19 protein-coding genes and 1 tRNA gene are annotated in these 17,873 nt (G+C 65.3%); 15 read left to right on the top strand and 5 right to left on the bottom strand.

Going from position 1 to position 17,873, the window contains the following annotated elements:
• The first annotated feature begins 1 nt into the window (after position 1).
• Genes coaBC through E4L98_RS27175 form a run of 4 tightly spaced genes read left to right on the top strand, consistent with a single transcriptional unit; the run spans position 2 to position 3,225 of the window.
• A complete protein-coding gene (gene coaBC, locus E4L98_RS27190; protein WP_205746850.1) occupies positions 2 to 1,225 on the top strand; it encodes a bifunctional phosphopantothenoylcysteine decarboxylase/phosphopantothenate--cysteine ligase CoaBC in 1,224 nt (407 codons plus the stop codon).
• Between the two features lie 11 nt (positions 1,226 to 1,236).
• Positions 1,237 to 1,686, top strand: coding sequence for a dUTP diphosphatase (gene dut / locus E4L98_RS27185; RefSeq protein ID WP_135204660.1), 450 nt, complete (start codon positions 1,237 to 1,239; stop codon positions 1,684 to 1,686).
• Between the two features lie 20 nt (positions 1,687 to 1,706).
• Positions 1,707 to 2,816: a M48 family metallopeptidase gene (locus E4L98_RS27180; protein ID WP_135204659.1), complete on the top strand. Its 1,110-nt coding sequence runs from the start codon at positions 1,707 to 1,709 to the stop codon at positions 2,814 to 2,816.
• 13 nt (positions 2,817 to 2,829) lie between these two features.
• A complete protein-coding gene (locus E4L98_RS27175) occupies positions 2,830 to 3,225 on the top strand; it encodes a surface-adhesin E family protein (RefSeq protein WP_135204658.1) in 396 nt (131 codons plus the stop codon).
• Here the strand turns inward: E4L98_RS27175 and E4L98_RS31115 are convergent.
• Positions 3,222 to 3,350 carry a hypothetical protein gene (locus tag E4L98_RS31115; RefSeq protein ID WP_267874932.1) on the bottom strand — a complete coding sequence of 43 codons (129 nt, stop codon included), beginning with the start codon at positions 3,348 to 3,350 and terminating at the stop codon, positions 3,222 to 3,224. The genes E4L98_RS27175 and E4L98_RS31115 overlap by 4 nt on opposite strands.
• 44 nt (positions 3,351 to 3,394) lie before the next feature.
• Here E4L98_RS31115 and E4L98_RS27170 point away from each other — a divergent pair, with 44 nt between their 5' ends.
• The 6 genes from E4L98_RS27170 (at position 3,395) to E4L98_RS27145 (ending at position 8,769) form a co-directional block, all read left to right on the top strand.
• Entirely contained in the window at positions 3,395 to 4,417 is a 1,023-nt protein-coding gene (locus E4L98_RS27170; protein WP_135204657.1) for an XdhC family protein, read from the top strand.
• Between the two features lie 143 nt (positions 4,418 to 4,560).
• On the top strand, positions 4,561 to 5,445 hold the full coding sequence (locus tag E4L98_RS27165; protein WP_135204656.1) for a DMT family transporter: 885 nt from the start codon (positions 4,561 to 4,563) through the stop codon (positions 5,443 to 5,445).
• Positions 5,442 to 6,335 carry a DNA-3-methyladenine glycosylase family protein gene (locus E4L98_RS27160; RefSeq protein WP_135204655.1) on the top strand — a complete coding sequence of 298 codons (894 nt, stop codon included), beginning with the start codon at positions 5,442 to 5,444 and terminating at the stop codon, positions 6,333 to 6,335. Before E4L98_RS27165 ends, E4L98_RS27160 begins: the two co-directional genes overlap by 4 nt.
• A gap of 68 nt (positions 6,336 to 6,403) precedes the next feature.
• Positions 6,404 to 7,213 carry a class I SAM-dependent methyltransferase gene (locus E4L98_RS27155; protein WP_135204654.1) on the top strand — a complete coding sequence of 270 codons (810 nt, stop codon included), beginning with the start codon at positions 6,404 to 6,406 and terminating at the stop codon, positions 7,211 to 7,213.
• Positions 7,214 to 7,223: 10 nt separating this feature from the next.
• Positions 7,224 to 8,255, top strand: a complete 1,032-nt coding sequence (locus tag E4L98_RS27150) for a MerR family transcriptional regulator (protein WP_135204653.1) — start codon at positions 7,224 to 7,226, stop codon at positions 8,253 to 8,255.
• A 46-nt stretch (positions 8,256 to 8,301) separates the two neighbouring features.
• Complete coding sequence (locus tag E4L98_RS27145) at positions 8,302 to 8,769, top strand: DUF29 domain-containing protein (protein ID WP_135204652.1); 468 nt, start codon at positions 8,302 to 8,304, stop codon at positions 8,767 to 8,769.
• 24 nt (positions 8,770 to 8,793) lie between these two features.
• Here the strand turns inward: E4L98_RS27145 and E4L98_RS27140 are convergent.
• Positions 8,794 to 8,870 (bottom strand) — tRNA-Met (locus tag E4L98_RS27140).
• A 161-nt stretch (positions 8,871 to 9,031) separates the two neighbouring features.
• On the opposite strand from E4L98_RS27140, the gene E4L98_RS27135 reads away from it, so the two are divergent.
• The 5 genes from E4L98_RS27135 (at position 9,032) to E4L98_RS27115 (ending at position 14,957) form a co-directional block, all read left to right on the top strand.
• Entirely contained in the window at positions 9,032 to 9,616 is a 585-nt protein-coding gene (locus E4L98_RS27135) for an NUDIX hydrolase (protein WP_135204651.1), read from the top strand.
• Entirely contained in the window at positions 9,613 to 10,341 is a 729-nt protein-coding gene (gene aat / locus E4L98_RS27130) for a leucyl/phenylalanyl-tRNA--protein transferase (RefSeq protein ID WP_135204650.1), read from the top strand. The genes E4L98_RS27135 and aat overlap by 4 nt, the downstream gene beginning before the upstream one ends.
• Positions 10,342 to 10,413: 72 nt before the next feature.
• Positions 10,414 to 11,142: an arginyltransferase gene (locus tag E4L98_RS27125; RefSeq protein ID WP_135204649.1), complete on the top strand. Its 729-nt coding sequence runs from the start codon at positions 10,414 to 10,416 to the stop codon at positions 11,140 to 11,142.
• 33 nt (positions 11,143 to 11,175) lie between these two features.
• Complete coding sequence (locus E4L98_RS27120) at positions 11,176 to 12,216, top strand: quinone-dependent dihydroorotate dehydrogenase (RefSeq protein ID WP_135204648.1); 1,041 nt, start codon at positions 11,176 to 11,178, stop codon at positions 12,214 to 12,216.
• A gap of 308 nt (positions 12,217 to 12,524) precedes the next feature.
• On the top strand, positions 12,525 to 14,957 hold the full coding sequence (locus tag E4L98_RS27115) for a TonB-dependent receptor plug domain-containing protein (protein WP_135204647.1): 2,433 nt from the start codon (positions 12,525 to 12,527) through the stop codon (positions 14,955 to 14,957).
• 40 nt (positions 14,958 to 14,997) lie between these two features.
• Here E4L98_RS27115 and E4L98_RS27110 read toward each other — a convergent pair whose 3' ends face one another.
• Genes E4L98_RS27110 through cysW form a run of 3 tightly spaced genes read right to left on the bottom strand, consistent with a single transcriptional unit; the run spans position 14,998 to position 17,870 of the window.
• Positions 14,998 to 15,930 (bottom strand): CysB family HTH-type transcriptional regulator, encoded by a 933-nt coding sequence (locus E4L98_RS27110; protein ID WP_135204646.1) that lies wholly within the window; start codon positions 15,928 to 15,930, stop codon positions 14,998 to 15,000.
• Complete coding sequence (locus tag E4L98_RS27105; RefSeq protein WP_135204645.1) at positions 15,927 to 16,997, bottom strand: sulfate/molybdate ABC transporter ATP-binding protein; 1,071 nt, start codon at positions 16,995 to 16,997, stop codon at positions 15,927 to 15,929. Before E4L98_RS27105 ends, E4L98_RS27110 begins: the two co-directional genes overlap by 4 nt.
• A 3-nt stretch (positions 16,998 to 17,000) precedes the next feature.
• Positions 17,001 to 17,870, bottom strand: coding sequence for a sulfate ABC transporter permease subunit CysW (gene cysW / locus E4L98_RS27100; RefSeq protein ID WP_371857291.1), 870 nt, complete (start codon positions 17,868 to 17,870; stop codon positions 17,001 to 17,003).
• Positions 17,871 to 17,873: the final 3 nt, after the last annotated feature.

Raw genomic sequence — 17,873 nt, 5'->3', positions numbered from 1 at the left:
GATGGAACTCACTGGTAAAAATATCGTCCTCGGCCTGTCCGGCGGCGTGGCCTGCTACAAATCGGCGGAACTGTGCCGCGCGCTGACCAAGGCCGGCGCCTCGGTGCAGGTGGTAATGACCGACGCCGCCACCCAATTCATCACGCCCGTGACCATGCAGGCGCTGTCCGGCAAACCGGTCTACTCCAGCCAGTGGGACCCGCGCGTGGACAACAACATGGCCCACATCGACGTCACCCGCGAGGCCGACGCCATCATCATCGCGCCCTGCTCGGCGGACTTCATCCGCAAGCTGGCGCACGGCGCCTGCGACGACCTGCTGTCCACCATGTGCGTGGCGCGTCCGCGCCATGTGCCGCTGCTGGTGGCGCCGGCGATGAACGTGGAGATGTGGCAGAACCCCGCCACCCAGCGCAATGTGCAGCAGCTGCGTGAGGATGGTATCGTCATCTTCGGGCCGGCGGCCGGCGACCAGGCCTGCGGTGAGGTGGGCCTGGGCCGCATGCTGGAACCGGCGCAACTGCTGGAGGAAGTGGTGGCCTCGTTCCAGGAAAAAGTCCTGGCCGGCAAGCGCATCCTGATCACCGCCGGGCCGACCTTCGAGCCGATCGATCCGGTGCGCGGCATCACCAATCTGTCCTCCGGCAAGATGGGCTATGCCGTGGCGCGCGCCGCGCGCGAGGCGGGCGCCGAGGTGGTGCTGGTCTCCGGCCCCACCGCCCTGCCGGCGCCGTTCGGCGTGCAGCGCATCGACGTGCAGAGCGCGCAGCAGATGTTCGACGCCGTGATGGCCAACGTCGATCACCAGCACATCTTCATCGCGGTGGCGGCGGTGGCCGACTGGCGCATCGCCAACGCCAGCGAGCAGAAACTGAAGAAGAATCCGGACGGCACCGCGCCCGACCTCAAGTTCGAACAGAACCCGGACATCCTGGCCACCGTGGCCGCCCGCACCAACCTGGCCGGTCATCCGTATTGCGTGGGTTTTGCCGCGGAATCGGAAAACCTGGTGCAGTTCGGCGCCGACAAGCGCGAGAAAAAGGGCATCCCGCTGCTGGTCGGGAATATCGGCCACCACACCTTCGGCCAGGACGACAACACCATCATCCTGTTCGACGAGAACGGTCACACCATCCTGCCGCGCGCCGACAAACTGACCCTGGCGCGCCAGCTGATTTCGGAGATCTCGAAACGGATCTCGCAACACTCTCTATTCGCAAAATAAGCGCTAAATAAATGAAAACCGTTGACGTTAAAATCCTAGACCCACGCATGAAGGATCAGCTGCCGGCCTACGCCACGCCCGGTTCCGCCGGCCTCGATCTGCGCGCCTGCATCGACGCGCCGATGACGATCGAGCCTGGCCAGACCGTGCTGGTGCCGACCGGCCTGGCGATTCACATCGCCGATCCGGGCTATGCCGCCATGATCCTGCCGCGCAGCGGCATGGGACACAAAAACGGCATCGTGCTGGGGAATCTGGTAGGCTTGATCGACTCCGACTATCAGGGCCAGTTGATGATCTCGACCTGGAACCGCGGCCACAGCACCTTCACGCTGAACCCGATGGAACGCCTGGCGCAGCTGATCATCGTGCCGGTCCTGCAGGTCGGTTTCAACGTGGTGGAAGAATTCGATACCAGCGAGCGCGGCGCCGGCGGTTTCGGCAGCACTGGCAAACACTAAAACGGAGACGGAGCAACGGGATGGTTCAGCAGAAAACGATCAACACATTCGGCACATTATCCCTCGCATCGGCCACCGGCGCGGCGGCGCTGCTGCTGTCGGCCTGCTCCACCCTTCAACCGCAGCCGGCCGCACCGGCCGCGCCGGCGGCGGTGGTCAGCAGCGTGACCGAGGCGCCGCCGCAGGTCACCGCCAGGATGGCCGAAGCGCGCAAGCAGCTGGGCGACATGGTGGCGCTGCAAGAGCGCTTGTACCGTGTAGCGGGCCCGCTGTTGATCAATAACGCGGACCTGTGCCGCACGCAGGCGCGCAACCTGCTCGGCTTCACCGCCAAGAACAAATACTCCTATCCCGGCGACTTCGCCGATGCCGCCGCCGCGGTGCTGAACTACGGTGACCGCCTGGAAGTGGCCAGCGTGCTGGCCGGCAGCGGCGCCGCCCGCGTCGGCCTGCGCAAGGGCGACGGCCTGGTCGCCGCCGAAGGCAAGCTGCTGCCGGTGGGCGCCAACGCCGAAACCGACGCCGCCGCCATTCTCGGCCCGCTGGCGTCCAGTGCGCGCACCATCACCCTCACCATCGCCCGCGGCGGCAATAACCAGCAGCTGAAGATGCCGGTCACGCGCGCCTGCGCCTTCAAGATCGATATCGGCAATTCGGACAACGTCAACGCGTATTCCGACGGCCAGCGCGTGATGATCACGCGCGGCATGATCCACTTCGCCCAGAGCGACGAAGCCATCGCCTACGTGCTGGCCAAGGACATCGCCCACAATGTGCTGGGTCACGCGGCCACCACCAAACAGGCGTACACCGTGGGTGGCATCATCGACAACCTGGTGTCGGTGCGTCCCGACCTGTCGATGTTGATCGGCAGCGCCGGCGTCAAGCCCATGCCGCAGGAACTTGATGCGGCGGCGGACCGGCTGTCGCTGTACATGGTGGCGCGCGCCGGCTACAGCGTGGAAGGCGCGCACGCCTTCTGGCAAAAGCTCGCCACGCAGTATCCGGCCTCGGTGCTGAACGGTTATAACGCCAACCATCCGGGCATCGCCTACCGCCTGTCGGCCATCGACAAGACGGTGGCGGAAATCCGCAGCAAGCAATCGGCCCAGCGTCCGCTGGTGCCCTGAACGGGAGCCCGCCATGAGCAAATCCGGTCTGATCGCAATCGCCCTGCTGCTGGCGGCCGGATCGGCGCAGGCGGCGCAGTGGATGCGCGTGGGCGGCGGCAGCGGCAACGCCTTCTACATCGACAAGGCCAGCATCGTCAAAAACGAGAAGACGCGCAAGGTGTGGTCGATGCAGAGCTATGCGCGGCCGCAGAAGACGCCGGAGGGACGACTGTACCGCTCGGTGAAGATGCTGCACATCTACGCCTGCGAGGACCACACCAGCACCCTGATGGCGCAGATCTACTATCCCGAAACCATGGGCAAGGGCGAGCCGGTGGAGAACTACAAGTTCGAGAAATTCAGTCCGGAAGACATCGTGCCCGACACGCCGCTGGACAGCGCGCTGGCGGCGGCCTGCAAGATCTAGTTGGGGAAATTCGGGTAGACGGTCGCCATCAGCCAGGTCAGGCCGGCGCAGACCAGCACCGCGCAAATCAGCACAATCAGCAAACGCCCGAATTTGGGGGTACCGTCGTCTTCCTTATGAGGCATATCCGTTCCCTGCAAGCTTTGATGAGCCGTAGTATATTCCATCCATGGACTCCATCGACCTCGAAGTACTGAAAACCAGCGCCGGCTGGATCGCCGCCGGCAAGCGCTGCGAACTGATCACCGTCATCAAGACCTGGGGCTCGAGCCCGCGTCCGATAGGCGCGACGCTGGCCATCTGCGAAGACGGCACCGTGATCGGCTCCGTCTCGGGCGGCTGCATCGAAGATGATTTGATCGCGCGCGTACGCGACGAGGGCATCAGCCGCACCGTGCCCGAAATCGTCAGCTACGGCATCACCGCCGACGAAGCCCACCGTTTCGGCCTGCCCTGCGGCGGCACCATCGAACTGGCGATCGAGCCGCTGTCTGGCGCCAGCCGCATCGACGAGCTGCTGCAGCGGCTGGAGCAGCATGAACTGGTGCAGCGCCGCGTCGACCTGCGCGACGGCGCGGTGACGCTGTCCAAGGCGGCGCCGGGAGCGCAGCTGCAGGTCAGCGAGCAGGCCATGGTGACCATCCACGGCCCGCGCTGGCGGCTGCTGATCATTGGCGCCGGCCAGCTGTCGCGCTTCCTGGCGCAGATCGCCACCGCCATGGATTACCACGTGATCGTGTGCGACCCGCGCGAGGAATACCGGGCCGGCTGGCACGTCGACGGCGTGCAACTGGTGCACGACATGCCGGACGATATCGTGCTGTCCATGCAGCTGGACCGCCGCAGCGCGGTGGTGGCCCTGACCCACGACCCCAAGCTGGACGACCTGGCGCTGATGGAAGCGCTGAAATCGGACGCCTTCTACGTCGGCGCCATCGGCTCGCGCAAGAACAACGCCAAGCGCCGCGAGCGGCTGGTGGAGTTTGACGTGACGCCTGAGCAGCTGGCGCGCCTGCATGGGCCGATCGGCCTGTACATCGGCAGCAAGACGCCGTCGGAAATCGCCATCTCCATCCTGGCCGAAATGACCGCGATCAAAAACGGCGTTCCCACCGACATGATCGTGCCGCACGCCGCCGCCCCCACCGCGCCGGGCGACGCCGTGTGCGCCGTCGAAACCGGCGCCGTCTAACCCGGGGACAGGCCACGTTTTCGCAATATTTCAAAAACGTGGTCTGTGCCCGAATTGAAAGCAAGAATCGGCTGGTGCCGCGTGCGCGGATGCGCGACAATATCCGGCCGGAGCGCGCCGCTCCGATCTCGACTGGATATCGCATGAGCACCGCCAACCTGCTACGACTCTTCCTGCTCGCCGCCATCTGGGGCGGCTCCTTCCTGTTCATGCGCATCGCCGCGCCGGTGCTGGGCGCGGCGGTGCTGATCGAATACCGGGTGCTGTTCGCCTCCCTCTTCCTGGCCGCGATCGGCGTCTTCCTGAAAAAGTCGCTGCAACTGCGTCAGCACTGGAAGCACTACTTCATCCTCGGCCTGTTCAACTCGGCCCTGCCTTTCCTGATGTTCGCGTTCGCCGCACGCACCCTGTCCGCTTCCGTGCTGGCGGTGCTGAACGCCACCACGCCGCTGTGGGGCACGCTGATCGCCGCCGTCTGGTCGCGCACCATGGTCAGCGCCAAGGTGCTGCTCGGCCTTGCGCTGGGCACCTGCGGCGTGGCGCTGCTGGTCGGCTTCGACCACGTCAGTTCCAAGCCGGGCGCCGCGATCGCGATTGCGGCGGTGCTGTTCGCCTCCTTCAACTACGGCATCGCCAGCAACTACGCCAAGCACGCCAAGGCGGTCGAACCGTTCGCCAATGCGCACGGTTCGATGTGGGCCTCCACGCTGCTGGTGCTGCCGGTGGTGCCGTTCTTCCCGGCACCGGGCGCGCCGACCTTCGGCATCATGAGCGCGGTGCTGGCGCTCGGCATTCTGTGCAGCGGCGTCGCTTATCTGATCTACTTCCGGCTGATCCAGGATGTCGGGCCATCGTCGGCGCTGACCGTGACTTTCCTCAGCCCGCTGTTCGGCATCCTGTGGGGCGTCGCCTTCCTCAGCGAGACGGTGGGGTGGTACACCTTTGTCGGCGCGGCCATCGTGTTGACCGGCACCGCACTGGTCACCGGCTTCCGCCCGAGCCTCGGCCTGAAGGCGCGCACCGCATGAAGCCATATACCCTGGCGCTTCCGGCCGATTACCGTGTCGGCGATGTCCTGAGCTTCCACCGTCGCGATGCCGAAAGCATCGCCGAGCAGGTGGCGCCGGAACGCCTGCGCAAAGGCGTGCTGCTGGAAGGCGTGCCGGTGGTGCTCGATCTCGCGCTGTCGCCGGCCAGCGCCAGCGTCAACGTCGATGCGGACGGCAAGCTGTCCAAAGCCGCGCAGGAACAGGCGCGCGAGGCGGTGCTCAACATTCTCGGGCTGCGCATCGATCCGGCGCCGTTCAGCGCCTTCGTGAAGAAGGACCAGCTGTTCGCGGCGCTGGCGCGCCGTCAGCCCGGCCTGCGCATCGTGCAATCGGCCACCGTGTTCGAGGCGCTGACCTGGGCCATCATCGGCCAGCAGATCAACCTGTCGTTTGCGATTGCGCTGCGCCGCACCTTCATCCTGCTGGCCGGGCGCCAGCACAGCAGCGGCTTGTGGTGCTATCCCGACGCGCGCAGCGCCGCGGCGCTGTCGCTGGACGACCTCACCAGCCGCAAATTCTCGCGCGCCAAGGCCGAGACCTTGCTGCGGCTGGCGCAACTCATCACCGCCGGGGAACTGCAACTGGACCTCACATCCGCCAACAGCATCGAACAGATCTCCGCCGCGCTGCTGGCCGTCAAAGGCATCGGCCCGTGGACCGTCAACTACGGCCTGTTGCGCGGCTACGGCTACGCCGACTGCTCGCTGCACGGTGACGTTGCCGTGCGCGCCGCGCTGCAAACCCTGCTTGGCGACGCGGAGCGGCCCGACATCAAACGCACCGAGGAAATCCTGGCCCGTTACAGCCCGCACCGCACCATGGCCGCCGCTCACCTGTGGGCCAGCCTGCATGACCGCGACGCCGGCTAAATTCCGCTTGAGCCTCACGTAACGTCAGGCTTTATGCTCCCTTCATTGTCGATGAAGGAGAGCCATCAATGTCTTACCCCGCGCCACCCAAATCCAGCGCCTGGATCGCGGCCACCGCCCGCGCCGCGCACCAGCTGTACGATCAGCCGCTAGTCTTGAACGACCCGCTGGCCCTGCGCATCCTCGGCCCGCAGCGCGAAGCCGGACTGCGCGCCGACGAGCAGCGCCAGCGCCACCCGCTGGCCGTCGCCATGCGCGCCGCCATGGCCGCGCGCGCCCGTGCGGCGGAGGATTGCTGGCACGCCACGCAGCGGCAGGGCGTGACGCAATACGTGATCCTCGGCGCAGGACTCGACACCTATGCTTACCGCATGGCGCCCGCGCACGGTGTGCGCATCTACGAAGCCGATCTGCCGACCATGCAGCAATGGAAGCGCGATTGTCTGCGCATTTCCGGCATCGCCGAACCGGAGCACTTACGCTACGTCGCCACCGATTTCGCCGCCGGCACGCTGAGCGAAGATTTGCAGCAGGCCGGTTTCGATGCCGCCCTGCCGGCCTGCTTCTCCTGGCTGGGCGTCAGCATGTATCTGCAACCGGACCAGGTGATGCAAACGCTGGCCGACATCGGCGCCTGCGCGCCGGGCAGCGTGATCGTGTTCGACTACTGCGTCCACCGCAAACACCTGAGCGACGAACTGTGCGCGGGCCTGGACTTTGTCGCCGCCTCGCTGACCGCACAAGGTGAGCATCTGCGCAGCAGCTTCGAACCGCCGCTGCTGGAACACATGCTGCGCCATCTGGGCTTCCGCCAGGTCGAGCATCTGGCGCCGCCGGGACTGAGCGGCATCTTTCGCATGATATGCGCGACGGTTTAAACTTCAGCCCATGAACAGCGTATTGAAGATCGGCGAACTGGCGGCGCACTCGGGCCTCACCGTGCGCGCCCTGCACCACTACGACAGCATCGGCCTGCTGACGCCATCGGCGCGCGCCGATTCCGGCTATCGTCTCTACAATCGCGACGATGTGGAACGCCTGCACAAGATCCAGGCCTTGCGCAAGTTCGGCATGTCACTGGCCGACATCGCCACCTTCCTCGCCAGCCCCGACGCGCCGTTTGCCGGCGTGGTGTCGCAACAGATCGCCGCGCTGGACCAGCAGATCGCCCAGGCCAGCGCGCTGCGCGGCCAACTGAGCCGCCTGCAGCAGCAGATGGATGGCGACAGCAATCCCGAGCTGCAGGACTGGCTGGACGCGTTGGAGCAGATGAAGCTGTACGAGCAGTACTTCACGCCCGAAGAACTGCGCCGCCTGCCATTCTGGCAGCAGGAAGCGCGCCGCAACGCCCGCTGGCGCGCGCTGATCGGCGATGTGCGCAGCCTGATGGCGCAAGGCGTACCGGCCGACAGCGAGCAGGCCAGCCGCCTGTCGCAGCAATGGATGGAGATGCTGGAGCAGGACACCGGCGCCAATCCGGAGTTCGCCCGGCGCATGACCGCCATGATGGAGCAGGACGCGCGCGCGCGGCGTCAGCCCGTCATCAGCGAAGACATGCAACAGTATGTCGGCATCGCCTTCCATGAACGCAAGATGGCCTTGTATGCGAAGTACCTCAAAGAAGCGCAGATGCGCCACCTGCGCGCCAACAGCCGCAATAGGCAGCACGAATGGATCGCGCTGTTCATCAAGGTCCACCGGCAGATGGAAGACGGCATCGCGCCGGAACACCCGTCCACCCAGGCGCTGGCGCGGGAATGGATGGCATTGTTCCGCGCGCGCGCCGGCGACAGTCCCGAAGTGCAGGCCAAGATACGCCACGCGCACGAGCAGGAACCCGAACTGCTGCGCGGCACTTGGGTCAACGCCGACACCCTGGCCTACATCCGCCGCGCCGTGGCCGCTTGCGAGGACGTTTGATCGGGCATAAAGTGGAAGTGTTCTCACCGTCCTACCATGGTGCCCCATGGACGACCACATCAACAGCCTTTACGAAACCGACGCCCTGATCTGGACCGAAACCCAGATCGCCTTGCTGCGCGCCGGAAAGTTCGATCAGCTGGATCTGGAAAACATCATTTCCGAGCTGGGGTATCAGGTGAGAAAAGACAAACGGGAAGTGGCGAGCCGCCTGCGCCGACTAGTGCATCATCTGCTGAAATACCAATTCCAGCCTGCACGCGTCTGCAACAGCTGGCGCCAGACAATTGAGACGCAGCGCCAGCAGATCATGATGGTGCTCGACGACATGCCCAGTCTGCGCCGGCAGCTCGGCGACTATGCTGCCCGCGTTTATCCTAAAGCAGTCAGGGACGCGGCCAGAGAAACCTATTTGCCCGTCTCAGCCTTTCCGAAAGCAATGCCTTACTCGATCGAGCAGATACTCGATGAAGATTTCTTGCCGGCGCCAAGTAAAAAAGCCGTTGACACCTGACGGTCTCAACGGCTCTTTCGAATTTGGTTGCGGGGACAGGATTTGAACCTGTGACCTTCGGGTTATGAGCCCGACGAGCTGCCAGACTGCTCCACCCCGCGTCTGATGGAAAGTATTATACGGCAGATCCCGGACTTAGGCAATATCAATCCCCCAAACTCCTCCGATAGATCGAATAAATCCAAATGGCCGGACGGTGCGATCACGCCGCGTCTGCGGCAAACGGTGTAAAGTAATCGCTAAACCGACTTGATCACTTTTTATGAAATTCTGTTCCGAATGCGCTTCGCCCGTCAGCCTGAGCATCCCGGCCGGCGACAACCGCCCGCGCTACGTCTGCACCAGCTGCGCCGCCATCCATTATCAGAACCCGAAAATGGTGCTGGGCTCGATTCCGGTGTGGGAGCGCGACGGCGAGCTCAAGGTACTGCTGTGCAAGCGCGCGATCGAACCGCGCTACGGTTATTGGACGCTGCCCGCCGGCTTCATGGAAAACAATGAGACCACGGCCGAGGCCGCCATCCGCGAAACCCAGGAAGAAGCAGGCGCCAACATCAAACTTGGCAATCTGTTCACGCTGCTCAACGTGGCACGCGTGCACCAGGTCCACATGTTCTACCTGGCCGAGCTGGTCGACCTCGATTTCGCGCCCGGCGAGGAAAGCCTGGAGGTGCAGCTGTTCAGCGAACGGGACATACCGTGGAGCGAGCTGGCCTTCCCCACCATTCAGACCACGCTGGAACTGTTCTTCGCCGACCGTGTCAAAATCCGCGAGGGCGGCAGCTACGGTTTCCACACGCAGGACATCAACCGCACCATGCGCGCGGAGGGCGAAGAGGCAAAGTGATCCCCTGGTTAGACACCCATACCCCGTTCCCCGACGTCTCCGAGGCGCTCACCAGGGACGCGCCCGGCCTGCTGGCCGCCGGCGCCGACCTGTCGCCGCAGCGCCTGCTGATGGCGTATAAACACGGCATCTTTCCCTGGTTTTCCGAAGGCCAGCCGATTCTGTGGTGGAGCACCGATCCGCGCATGGTGCTGATGACGGCCAACTTCCGCATCGCCGACTCGCTGAAGAAAACCCTGCGCAAGGTCGAGCGCAGCAGGCGGGAAGGCGGCCGCTGGCAGGTGCGCTTCGACAGCGCCTTCGAGCAGGTGATGCGCGCCTGCGCGGCGCCGCGCCGCGACGGTCCCGGCACCTGGATATCGGAAGACATCATCGCCGGCTACACCGGCCTGCACCGCATGGGCTACGCGCACTCGGCCGAGGTCTGGCTCGACGGTGAGCTGGTGGGCGGCGCCTACGGCGTCAGCATCGGCCGCATGTTTTATGGCGAATCGATGTTCGCGCGCGTCACCGACGCCTCCAAGATCGCGCTGGCCTACCTGGTGCGCTTCCTGCGCGCCCATCAGGTCAGCATGATCGATTGCCAACAGGAGACCGGCCACCTGGCTTCGCTGGGCGCGGCGCCGATCGCGCGCGCGCAATTCCTGGCGCATCTGCGCAACAGTATTGAATTGCCGCAGATCACCGAGTGGGAACCGGTTGCACCACTCGCACCAGACAGTTAAGCTAGGCGTGACAAGCGTGCTGCTGGATGACACGCTATCATAGGCTATCCACAACCGCCCGATGGGACGTGCATGACGCACCTGAACGACCTTCCATTCGCGACGCTGCAGTTTTACACGACGGCGCCCTACCCTTGCAGCTACCTCGATGCGCACCAGGCGCGCTCGCAGGTGGCCACGCCCTCGCACCTGATCAATGCCGACGTGTATTCGGAACTGGTCAAAAGCGGCTTCCGCCGCAGCGGCATCTTTACCTATCGGCCGTATTGCGATGGTTGCCAGGCCTGCATCCCGGTGCGCGTGGTGGCCGACGAATTCAAGCCCAGCCGCGGCCAGCGCCGCGCCTGGGTGCGGCACGGCCACCTGCGCGCCGGCGTCGCCACGCTGTCGTTCTCGGACGAGCATTACGAGCTGTACCTGCGCTACCAGAGCCGGCGGCATGCCGGCGGCGGCATGGACCAGGACAGCCGCGACCAGTATGCGCAATTCCTGCTGCAAAGCCGGGTCAACACGCGGCTGGTGGAATTCCGCGAGCCGGACGGCACGCTGCGTATGGTCAGCATCATCGACGTGCTGTCGGACGGGCTGTCGTCCGTGTATACCTTCTTCGATCCCGATGTCGACGGCGCCTCGTTCGGCACCTTCAACGTGCTGTGGCAGATCGAGCAGGCGCGCGAGCTGAAACTGCCCTACGTCTACCTCGGTTACTGGATCCAGGAAAGCCCGAAAATGTCGTACAAAACCAATTTCCGGCCGCTGGAAGCCCGCGTCAAAGGCGTATGGAGCGTGCTGGACGCCTGATAAAATACGGGCGATCCCTAACCAGAGCGCCCCATGTCCCAAAAAATCCTGTATTCCCTGGCCCGTCCGCTGCTGTTCTCCATGGACGCCGAGGCCGCCCACCACTTCACCCTGCCCGCCCTGAAACGCGCCGCGTCGCTGGGACTGACCAAGCTTATCAGGCAACCCGAGGCGGACCCGCGCACCGTGATGGGCCTGACGTTCAAGAACCCGATCGGCCTCGCGGCCGGCCTGGACAAGGATGGCGCCTACATCGACGCGCTGGCCGACCTGGGCTTCGGCTCGATCGAAGTGGGCACGGTGACGCCGCGCGCGCAGCCTGGCAACCCAAAGCCGCGCATGTTCCGCCTGCCGGAGGCGCACGCCATCATCAACCGCATGGGCTTCAACAACGGCGGCGTCGACGCCTTCGTGGCGAACGTGCAGGCGTCGCGGTTTTATCAGGACCAGGCCGGCATCCTCGGCCTGAACATCGGCAAGAACGCCGACACGCCGATCGAGCGCGCCACCGACGACTACCTGCACTGCCTGCAGAAAGTCTATCCCTACGCCAGCTACGTGACGGTCAACATCTCTTCGCCCAACACCAAGAACCTGCGCCAGCTGCAGGGCGGCTCGGAGCTGGACGGCCTGCTGAGTACGCTGAAAGACGCCCAGCTGCGGCTGGCCGACCAGCACCGGCGCTACGTGCCGCTGGCCTTGAAGATCGCGCCGGACATGGATGGCGACCAGGTCAAGAACATCGCCGACGCGCTGATCCGTCACAAGATCGACGGCGTGATTGCCACCAACACCACACTGAACCGCGACGCCGTGACCGGCATGCTGCATGGCGCCGAGGCCGGCGGCCTGTCGGGCGCGCCGGTGTTCCAGTTTTCCAACACCGTGATCCGGCTGCTGAAGGCCGAGCTGGGCGACGCCGTGCCGATCATCGGCGTCGGCGGCATCATGCAGGGCCTGGACGCGCGCGTCAAAATCGAGTGCGGCGCGCAGCTGGTGCAACTCTACAGCGGCCTGATCTACGCCGGCCCCGGACTGATCCACGACTGCGCCAAAGCCGTCCGCGGCATTTGAAATAGCGCCAGCCTTGCAGGCCGGGAACAGCGCCACCGCCGCCTTGCTGGCCAGCAGCGGGCCGGTGACGTGGACATCGAACATGCGGCGCATGCTGTCTGCGTCGCCGCGACAGGCGCTCCAGATCGGCAGCGATGTGCTGCCGTCGAAGACATCCTCGCTCATGCGAAAAACCTGCGCTAGCCGGTGCTTCGGTGAATTCGAGCAAGACATGAAAAATTCACATATGCTAAGTTATAACGATTCGTGGGCAGCCTACCCGCGCGCAGATAAGATTTCGCCATTTCCGTCATAGAGAGATTGTTGCCATGCCTATATACCGTCCCGCTGCCCTCGCCCTCGCCCCGCTGCCGCGCGCCCTGTTCCTGTGCGGACTGATGGCGACCGGCATGGCCGCGCAGGCGCAGGACAACGCCGCGGACAGCGAGCTGCAGTCGGTGGTCGTCACCGGCACCTACGCCAAGAACCGCCGCACCGTCGATTCCGAATCGCCGATCGATATCATCGGCACGCGCGAGCTGCAGGCCAGCGGCTCGACCGAACTGGCGACCGTGCTGGGCCGCGTGCTGCCATCGCTGAACTTCCCGCGCCCGTCCGGCGCGGACGCCAGCGATGCGGTGCGTCCGGCCCAGCTGCGCGGCCTGTCACCGGACCAGGTGCTGGTGCTGGTGAACGGCAAGCGCCGCCATGCCTCGGCCGTGGTCAACGTCAACGGCACCCAGGGCCGCGGCTCGGCGCCGGTGGACCTGAACGCGATCCCGCTGTCGGCCATCGACCACATCGAGGTGCTGCGCGATGGCGCCGCCGCCCAGTACGGTTCCGATGCGATTGCCGGCGTGATCAACATCATCCTGAAAAAAGGCGCCGACGGCGGCGATGCCGAAGTCGGCTTCGGCGAGTACCAGGAACACGACGGCCGTCAGCGCTCGTTGCGCGCCTCGGGCGGCCTGAATCTCGGCGAAAACGGTTGGGTACGCGTGGCGGTCGACGTCGCCGACCGCGATCCCACCAACCGCGCCGGCGCCGACGTGCGCAATCCGCTCGAACCGCGCTACGGCCAGGTCACGCAGCGCTTCGGCGATCCGAAGACCAAGCCGGCCGCGCTGTTCCTGAACAGCGAATACCACATCAACGACGATATCGACTGGTACGCCTTCGCCAACTACGGCCAGCGCGACACCTCGGCCGCCGCCACTTGGCGCACGGCGCTGGTGGCGGTCAACGTCGCCTCCACGCCGACGGTACCGGCGCACACCGAATACGTGCAACGCACGCCGGTATATCCGCGCGGCTTCCTGCCGCTGGAAAACAGCCGCTCCACCGATGGTGCGGTCGTGACCGGCCTGCGCGGCGAGGCCGGCGGCTGGCGTTGGGATGTCAGCCTCAACTACGGCGAAAATGAATTCCGCCTCAACCTCGATGACACCGTCAACCAGGACCTGGGGGCGAAAAGCCCGACCCACTTCTACGCCGGCCGCCTGAAAAATGCGCAGACGCTGGTCAACCTCGACGTCGCGCGCGACTTCCCGGTCGAAGCGTTCAGCGGCCCGGTGACCGTGGCGCTGGGCAGCGAATACCGCCGCGAGACCTACGAAATCGGCGCCGGCGACGAGGCGTCGTACAGCGGCACCGGGGCGCAGGGCTTTTCCGGCTTCCGTCCCGTCAACGCGGGCAGCAACAGCCGCCACAACCAATCGGTCTACGCCAACGTCGAGGCGGAAATCACCAAACAATTCTCGGCCTCGGGCGCGCTGCGGCACGAGCGTTACAGCGACTTCGGCAACACCACCTCGGCCAAGGGCTCGGCGCGCTATGCCTTCAACGACATCGTGTCGCTGCGCGCGACCGGCTCGTCCGGCTTCCGCGCGCCGTCGCTGGCGCAGCAGTTCTACACCATCACCACCACCAACTTCTCGGTGGTGAACAATGTCAACACGGCGATCGAGACCGGCACCTTCGCGGTCGGCAGCGCGGCCGCCAGCGCGCTGGGCGCGACCCCGCTGAAGGCCGAGAAAGCCCGCAACTACAGCCTCGGCCTGGTGATCCAGCCGAGCCGCAACTGGACCACCACGGTCGATGCCTACCGCATCAAGATCGACGACCGCGTGGCGCTGTCGGCCAACATGACGCTGAACCAGACCCTGAAGGACGCGCTGGCCAAACAAGGCATCCTGGTCGGCGCCGGCCGCTACTTCACCAACGCCATCGACACCCGCACCACCGGCGTGGATGTGCTCAGCACCTATCGGCTGGACACGCGCGACGCCGGCCGCTTCGACTTCACCGGCGCCTACAACCACAACAAGACGGAGCTGGAACACGTCAACGCCAATCCGGCCATCCTGAGCGCCAACGGCCTGACCCTGATCGACCGCCAGACCATCAACCGCATCACGGTCGGCTCGCCCAGGGACAAGTTCAGCCTGGCGACCGACTGGAGCATCAACCAGTGGGGCGCGCGCGCCGTGGTGACGCGCTACGGCAAGTTCACCGTGCCGCAGAACAACGCCGCGCTGGACCAGACCTACGATCCGCAATGGGTGCTGGACCTGTCGGCCAGCGTCAAGCTCGGCAAGAACTGGCGCCTGACGGCCGGCGTGGACAACGTGACCGACCGCTATCCGGACCAGGTCACCACGGCGGGCAATCTGAACAACAACGGCATCAACCCGTACAGCGGCTTCGCGCCCAACGGCTTCAACGGCCGCTACTACTACGCCAAGGCCGGCTACACCTGGTAATCGAGCGGCGTCAGCAGTCGGCTCTGACCCCGATGTTGTTTCAGGCGGGATCGCCGCCGCTGACCGCGGCTTCGATCTCGGCGCGGCTCAGGTCCGGCGCAAACTGCTGGATGAAGTGGTAGGCATACGCGCGCAGGTAAGCGCCCCTGCGCACCGCCAGCCGCGTCGTATTCGAGGCGAACAGGTGCGACGCTTCCACCGCGCGCATCCCCTTGTCGCGGCCATGGTCGAACGCCATCGAGGCGACGATGCCCACCCCCAGGCCCAACGCCACGTACTGCTTGATCACGTCCGAGTCCATCGCGGTCAGCACGATGTCGGGCTTGACGCCGGCCTGGTCGAACGCCGCGTCGATGTGGCCGCGGCCGGTAAAGCCGACGTCGTAGGTAATCAGCGGGAACTCGGCCAGATCCGCCAGCCGGATCGGCGAGCGCGACAGCAACGGGTGGCCATCCGGCACCACGATCAGATGGCTCCAGCGGTAGCACGGGAAAGACACCAGGTCCGGGAACGCCGACAAGCCTTCGGTGGCGATGCCGATGTCGGTCTTGCCCGACAAGATCCATTCGGCAATGTGCTCGGGCGCGCTCTGTTGCAGGGCGATGCGCACCTCCGGATAGGCGGCGCGGAAGCTCTGCACCACCTTCGGCAGCGCATAGCGCGCCTGCGTGTGGGTGGCCGCCACGCTCAGCGTGCCGCTCTGCTGGCCGGTGTATTCCAGGCTGGCCTGCTGCAGATTTTCGGCCTCGATCAGCAGGCGGTCGATGATCTTCAGGATGCCCTTGCCGGGCTCGGTCATGCCGGTCAGGCGTTTGCCGTTGCGCTCGAAGATCACCACGCCGAGTTCATCTTCCAGCTCGCGGATCTGGCGCGACACGCCCGGTTGCGAGGTGAACAGGGCATTCGCCACTTCGGTCAGGTTGTAGCCGCGGCGCGCGGCTTCGCGGATCGATCGTAACTGTTGAAAATTCATATGGACGCTCCTTCATCCACGAACACGCGCAAGCGTTTGGGACGCACCACCAGGGTTTCTCCTTCTTGCAATCCCAGGCTGCTGAAGCGTTCGTTCGGTATCACCGCTTCGATCAGCTCGGCGTTATCGCCGCGCTCCAGGTCCAGCTGGGCCAGCGGACCGATGGCGTGCGCGCGGCGCAGCTTGACCACGATGCCTTCCGCGCCCGGCGTATAGCGGTCCACGTCCAGCTCGTGCGGCCGCACATAGGCGATGCCCTTGCCCGCCGCAGCCGGCTGGTCCGGCACGTGGAAGGACGCATCGCCGCTGGCCAGCACGCCATCCTGCACGCGGCCATGGAACATGTTGACGTTGCCGAGGAAGCCGTACACGAACGGCGAGGCCGGATGGTTGTACACCTCGTCCGGCGCGCCGATCTGCTCGACGTTGCCCTTGTTCATCAGCACTACCTGGTCGGCCACCTCCAGCGCCTCTTCCTGGTCGTGGGTGACGAAAATCGAAGTGACGTGCAGCTCGTCGTGCAGGCGGCGCAGCCAGCGGCGCAGTTCCTTGCGCACCTTGGCGTCCAGCGCGCCGAACGGCTCGTCCAGCAGCAGCACGCGCGGCTCCACCGCCAGCGCGCGCGCCAGCGCGATCCGCTGCCGCTGGCCGCCCGACAGCTGCGGCGGATAACGGTCGGCCAGCCAGTCCAGCTGCACCAGTTCCAGCAGTTCCTTGACCTTGCGGCGGATCTGCTCTTCCGACGGCCGCTCGTTGCGCGGCTTGACCCGCAGGCCGAACGCGACGTTCTCGAACACGGTCATGTGCTTGAACAGCGCGTAATGCTGGAACACGAAACCGACCTGGCGCTCGCGCACGTGGCGCGCGGACGCATCCTTACCGTCGAGCAGCACCTGGCCCGAGTCCGGATGTTCGAGGCCGGCGATGCAGCGCAGCAGCGTGGTCTTGCCGCAGCCGGACGGTCCCAGCAGCGCGGTCAGTTCGCCCTGCGGGAAGTCCAGCGAAATATTGTTGAGGGCGACAAAATCGCCGAAACGCTTGTTGATGTTCTTGACTGCGATTGTCATGGTTCACTCCGTAATGCGCACGTCGTCGGCGACCGATTCGTTCAGGCGCCAGGCGATAAAGGTTTTCACGACCAGCGTCACCAGGGCCAGCAGCGCCAGCAGCGACGCCACGGCAAAGGCGGCGGCAAAGTTGTATTCGTTGTAGAGGATCTCGACCTGCAGCGGCATGGTGTTGGTCTCGCCGCGGATGTGGCCGGACACCACCGAGACCGCGCCGAACTCGCCCATGGCGCGGGCGTTACACAGGATCACGCCGTACAGCAGCCCCCACTTGATGTTGGGCAGCGTGACGCGGCGGAAGGTGTCCCAGCCGGACGCGCCCAGCACGATGGCGGCTTCCTCCTCTTCGCTGCCCTGCGCCTGCATCAGCGGGATCAGCTCGCGCGCCACGAACGGGAAGGTGACGAACACGGTGGCCAGCACGATGCCCGGCACGGCGAACAGGATCTTGATATCGTGCTCCTGCAGCCACGGGCCGAACCAGCCCTGCGCGCCGAACAGCAGCACATAGATCAGCCCGGAGATCACCGGCGACACCGAGAACGGCAGGTCGATCAAGGTCAGCAGGATGCTCTTGCCGCGGAATTCGAACTTGGCGATGCACCACGATGCCGCCACGCCGAACACCAGGTTCAGCGGCACGGCGATGGCGGCGGTGATCAGCGTCAGCTTGATGGCCGAGATCGCGTCGTCTTCGAAGATGGCGGCGCTGTAGGCGTCCCAGCCCTTTTTCAGCGCTTCGAAAAACACCGACACCAGCGGCACGAACAGGAACAGCGTCAGGAAGATCAGCGCGACGGCGATCAGGACCACACGCACCCAGCGCGGCTCCAGCACATCCGGGGCCGACGGCAGCTCGCCGCGGCGACTCACATT

The organism is Duganella callida, from assembly GCF_004614165.1.
GTDB lineage: Bacteria > Pseudomonadota > Gammaproteobacteria > Burkholderiales > Burkholderiaceae_D > Rugamonas > Rugamonas callida.
The sequence above is the reverse complement of the archived record's forward strand: the minus strand, read 5'-3'. Positions and strand labels throughout refer to the sequence as shown.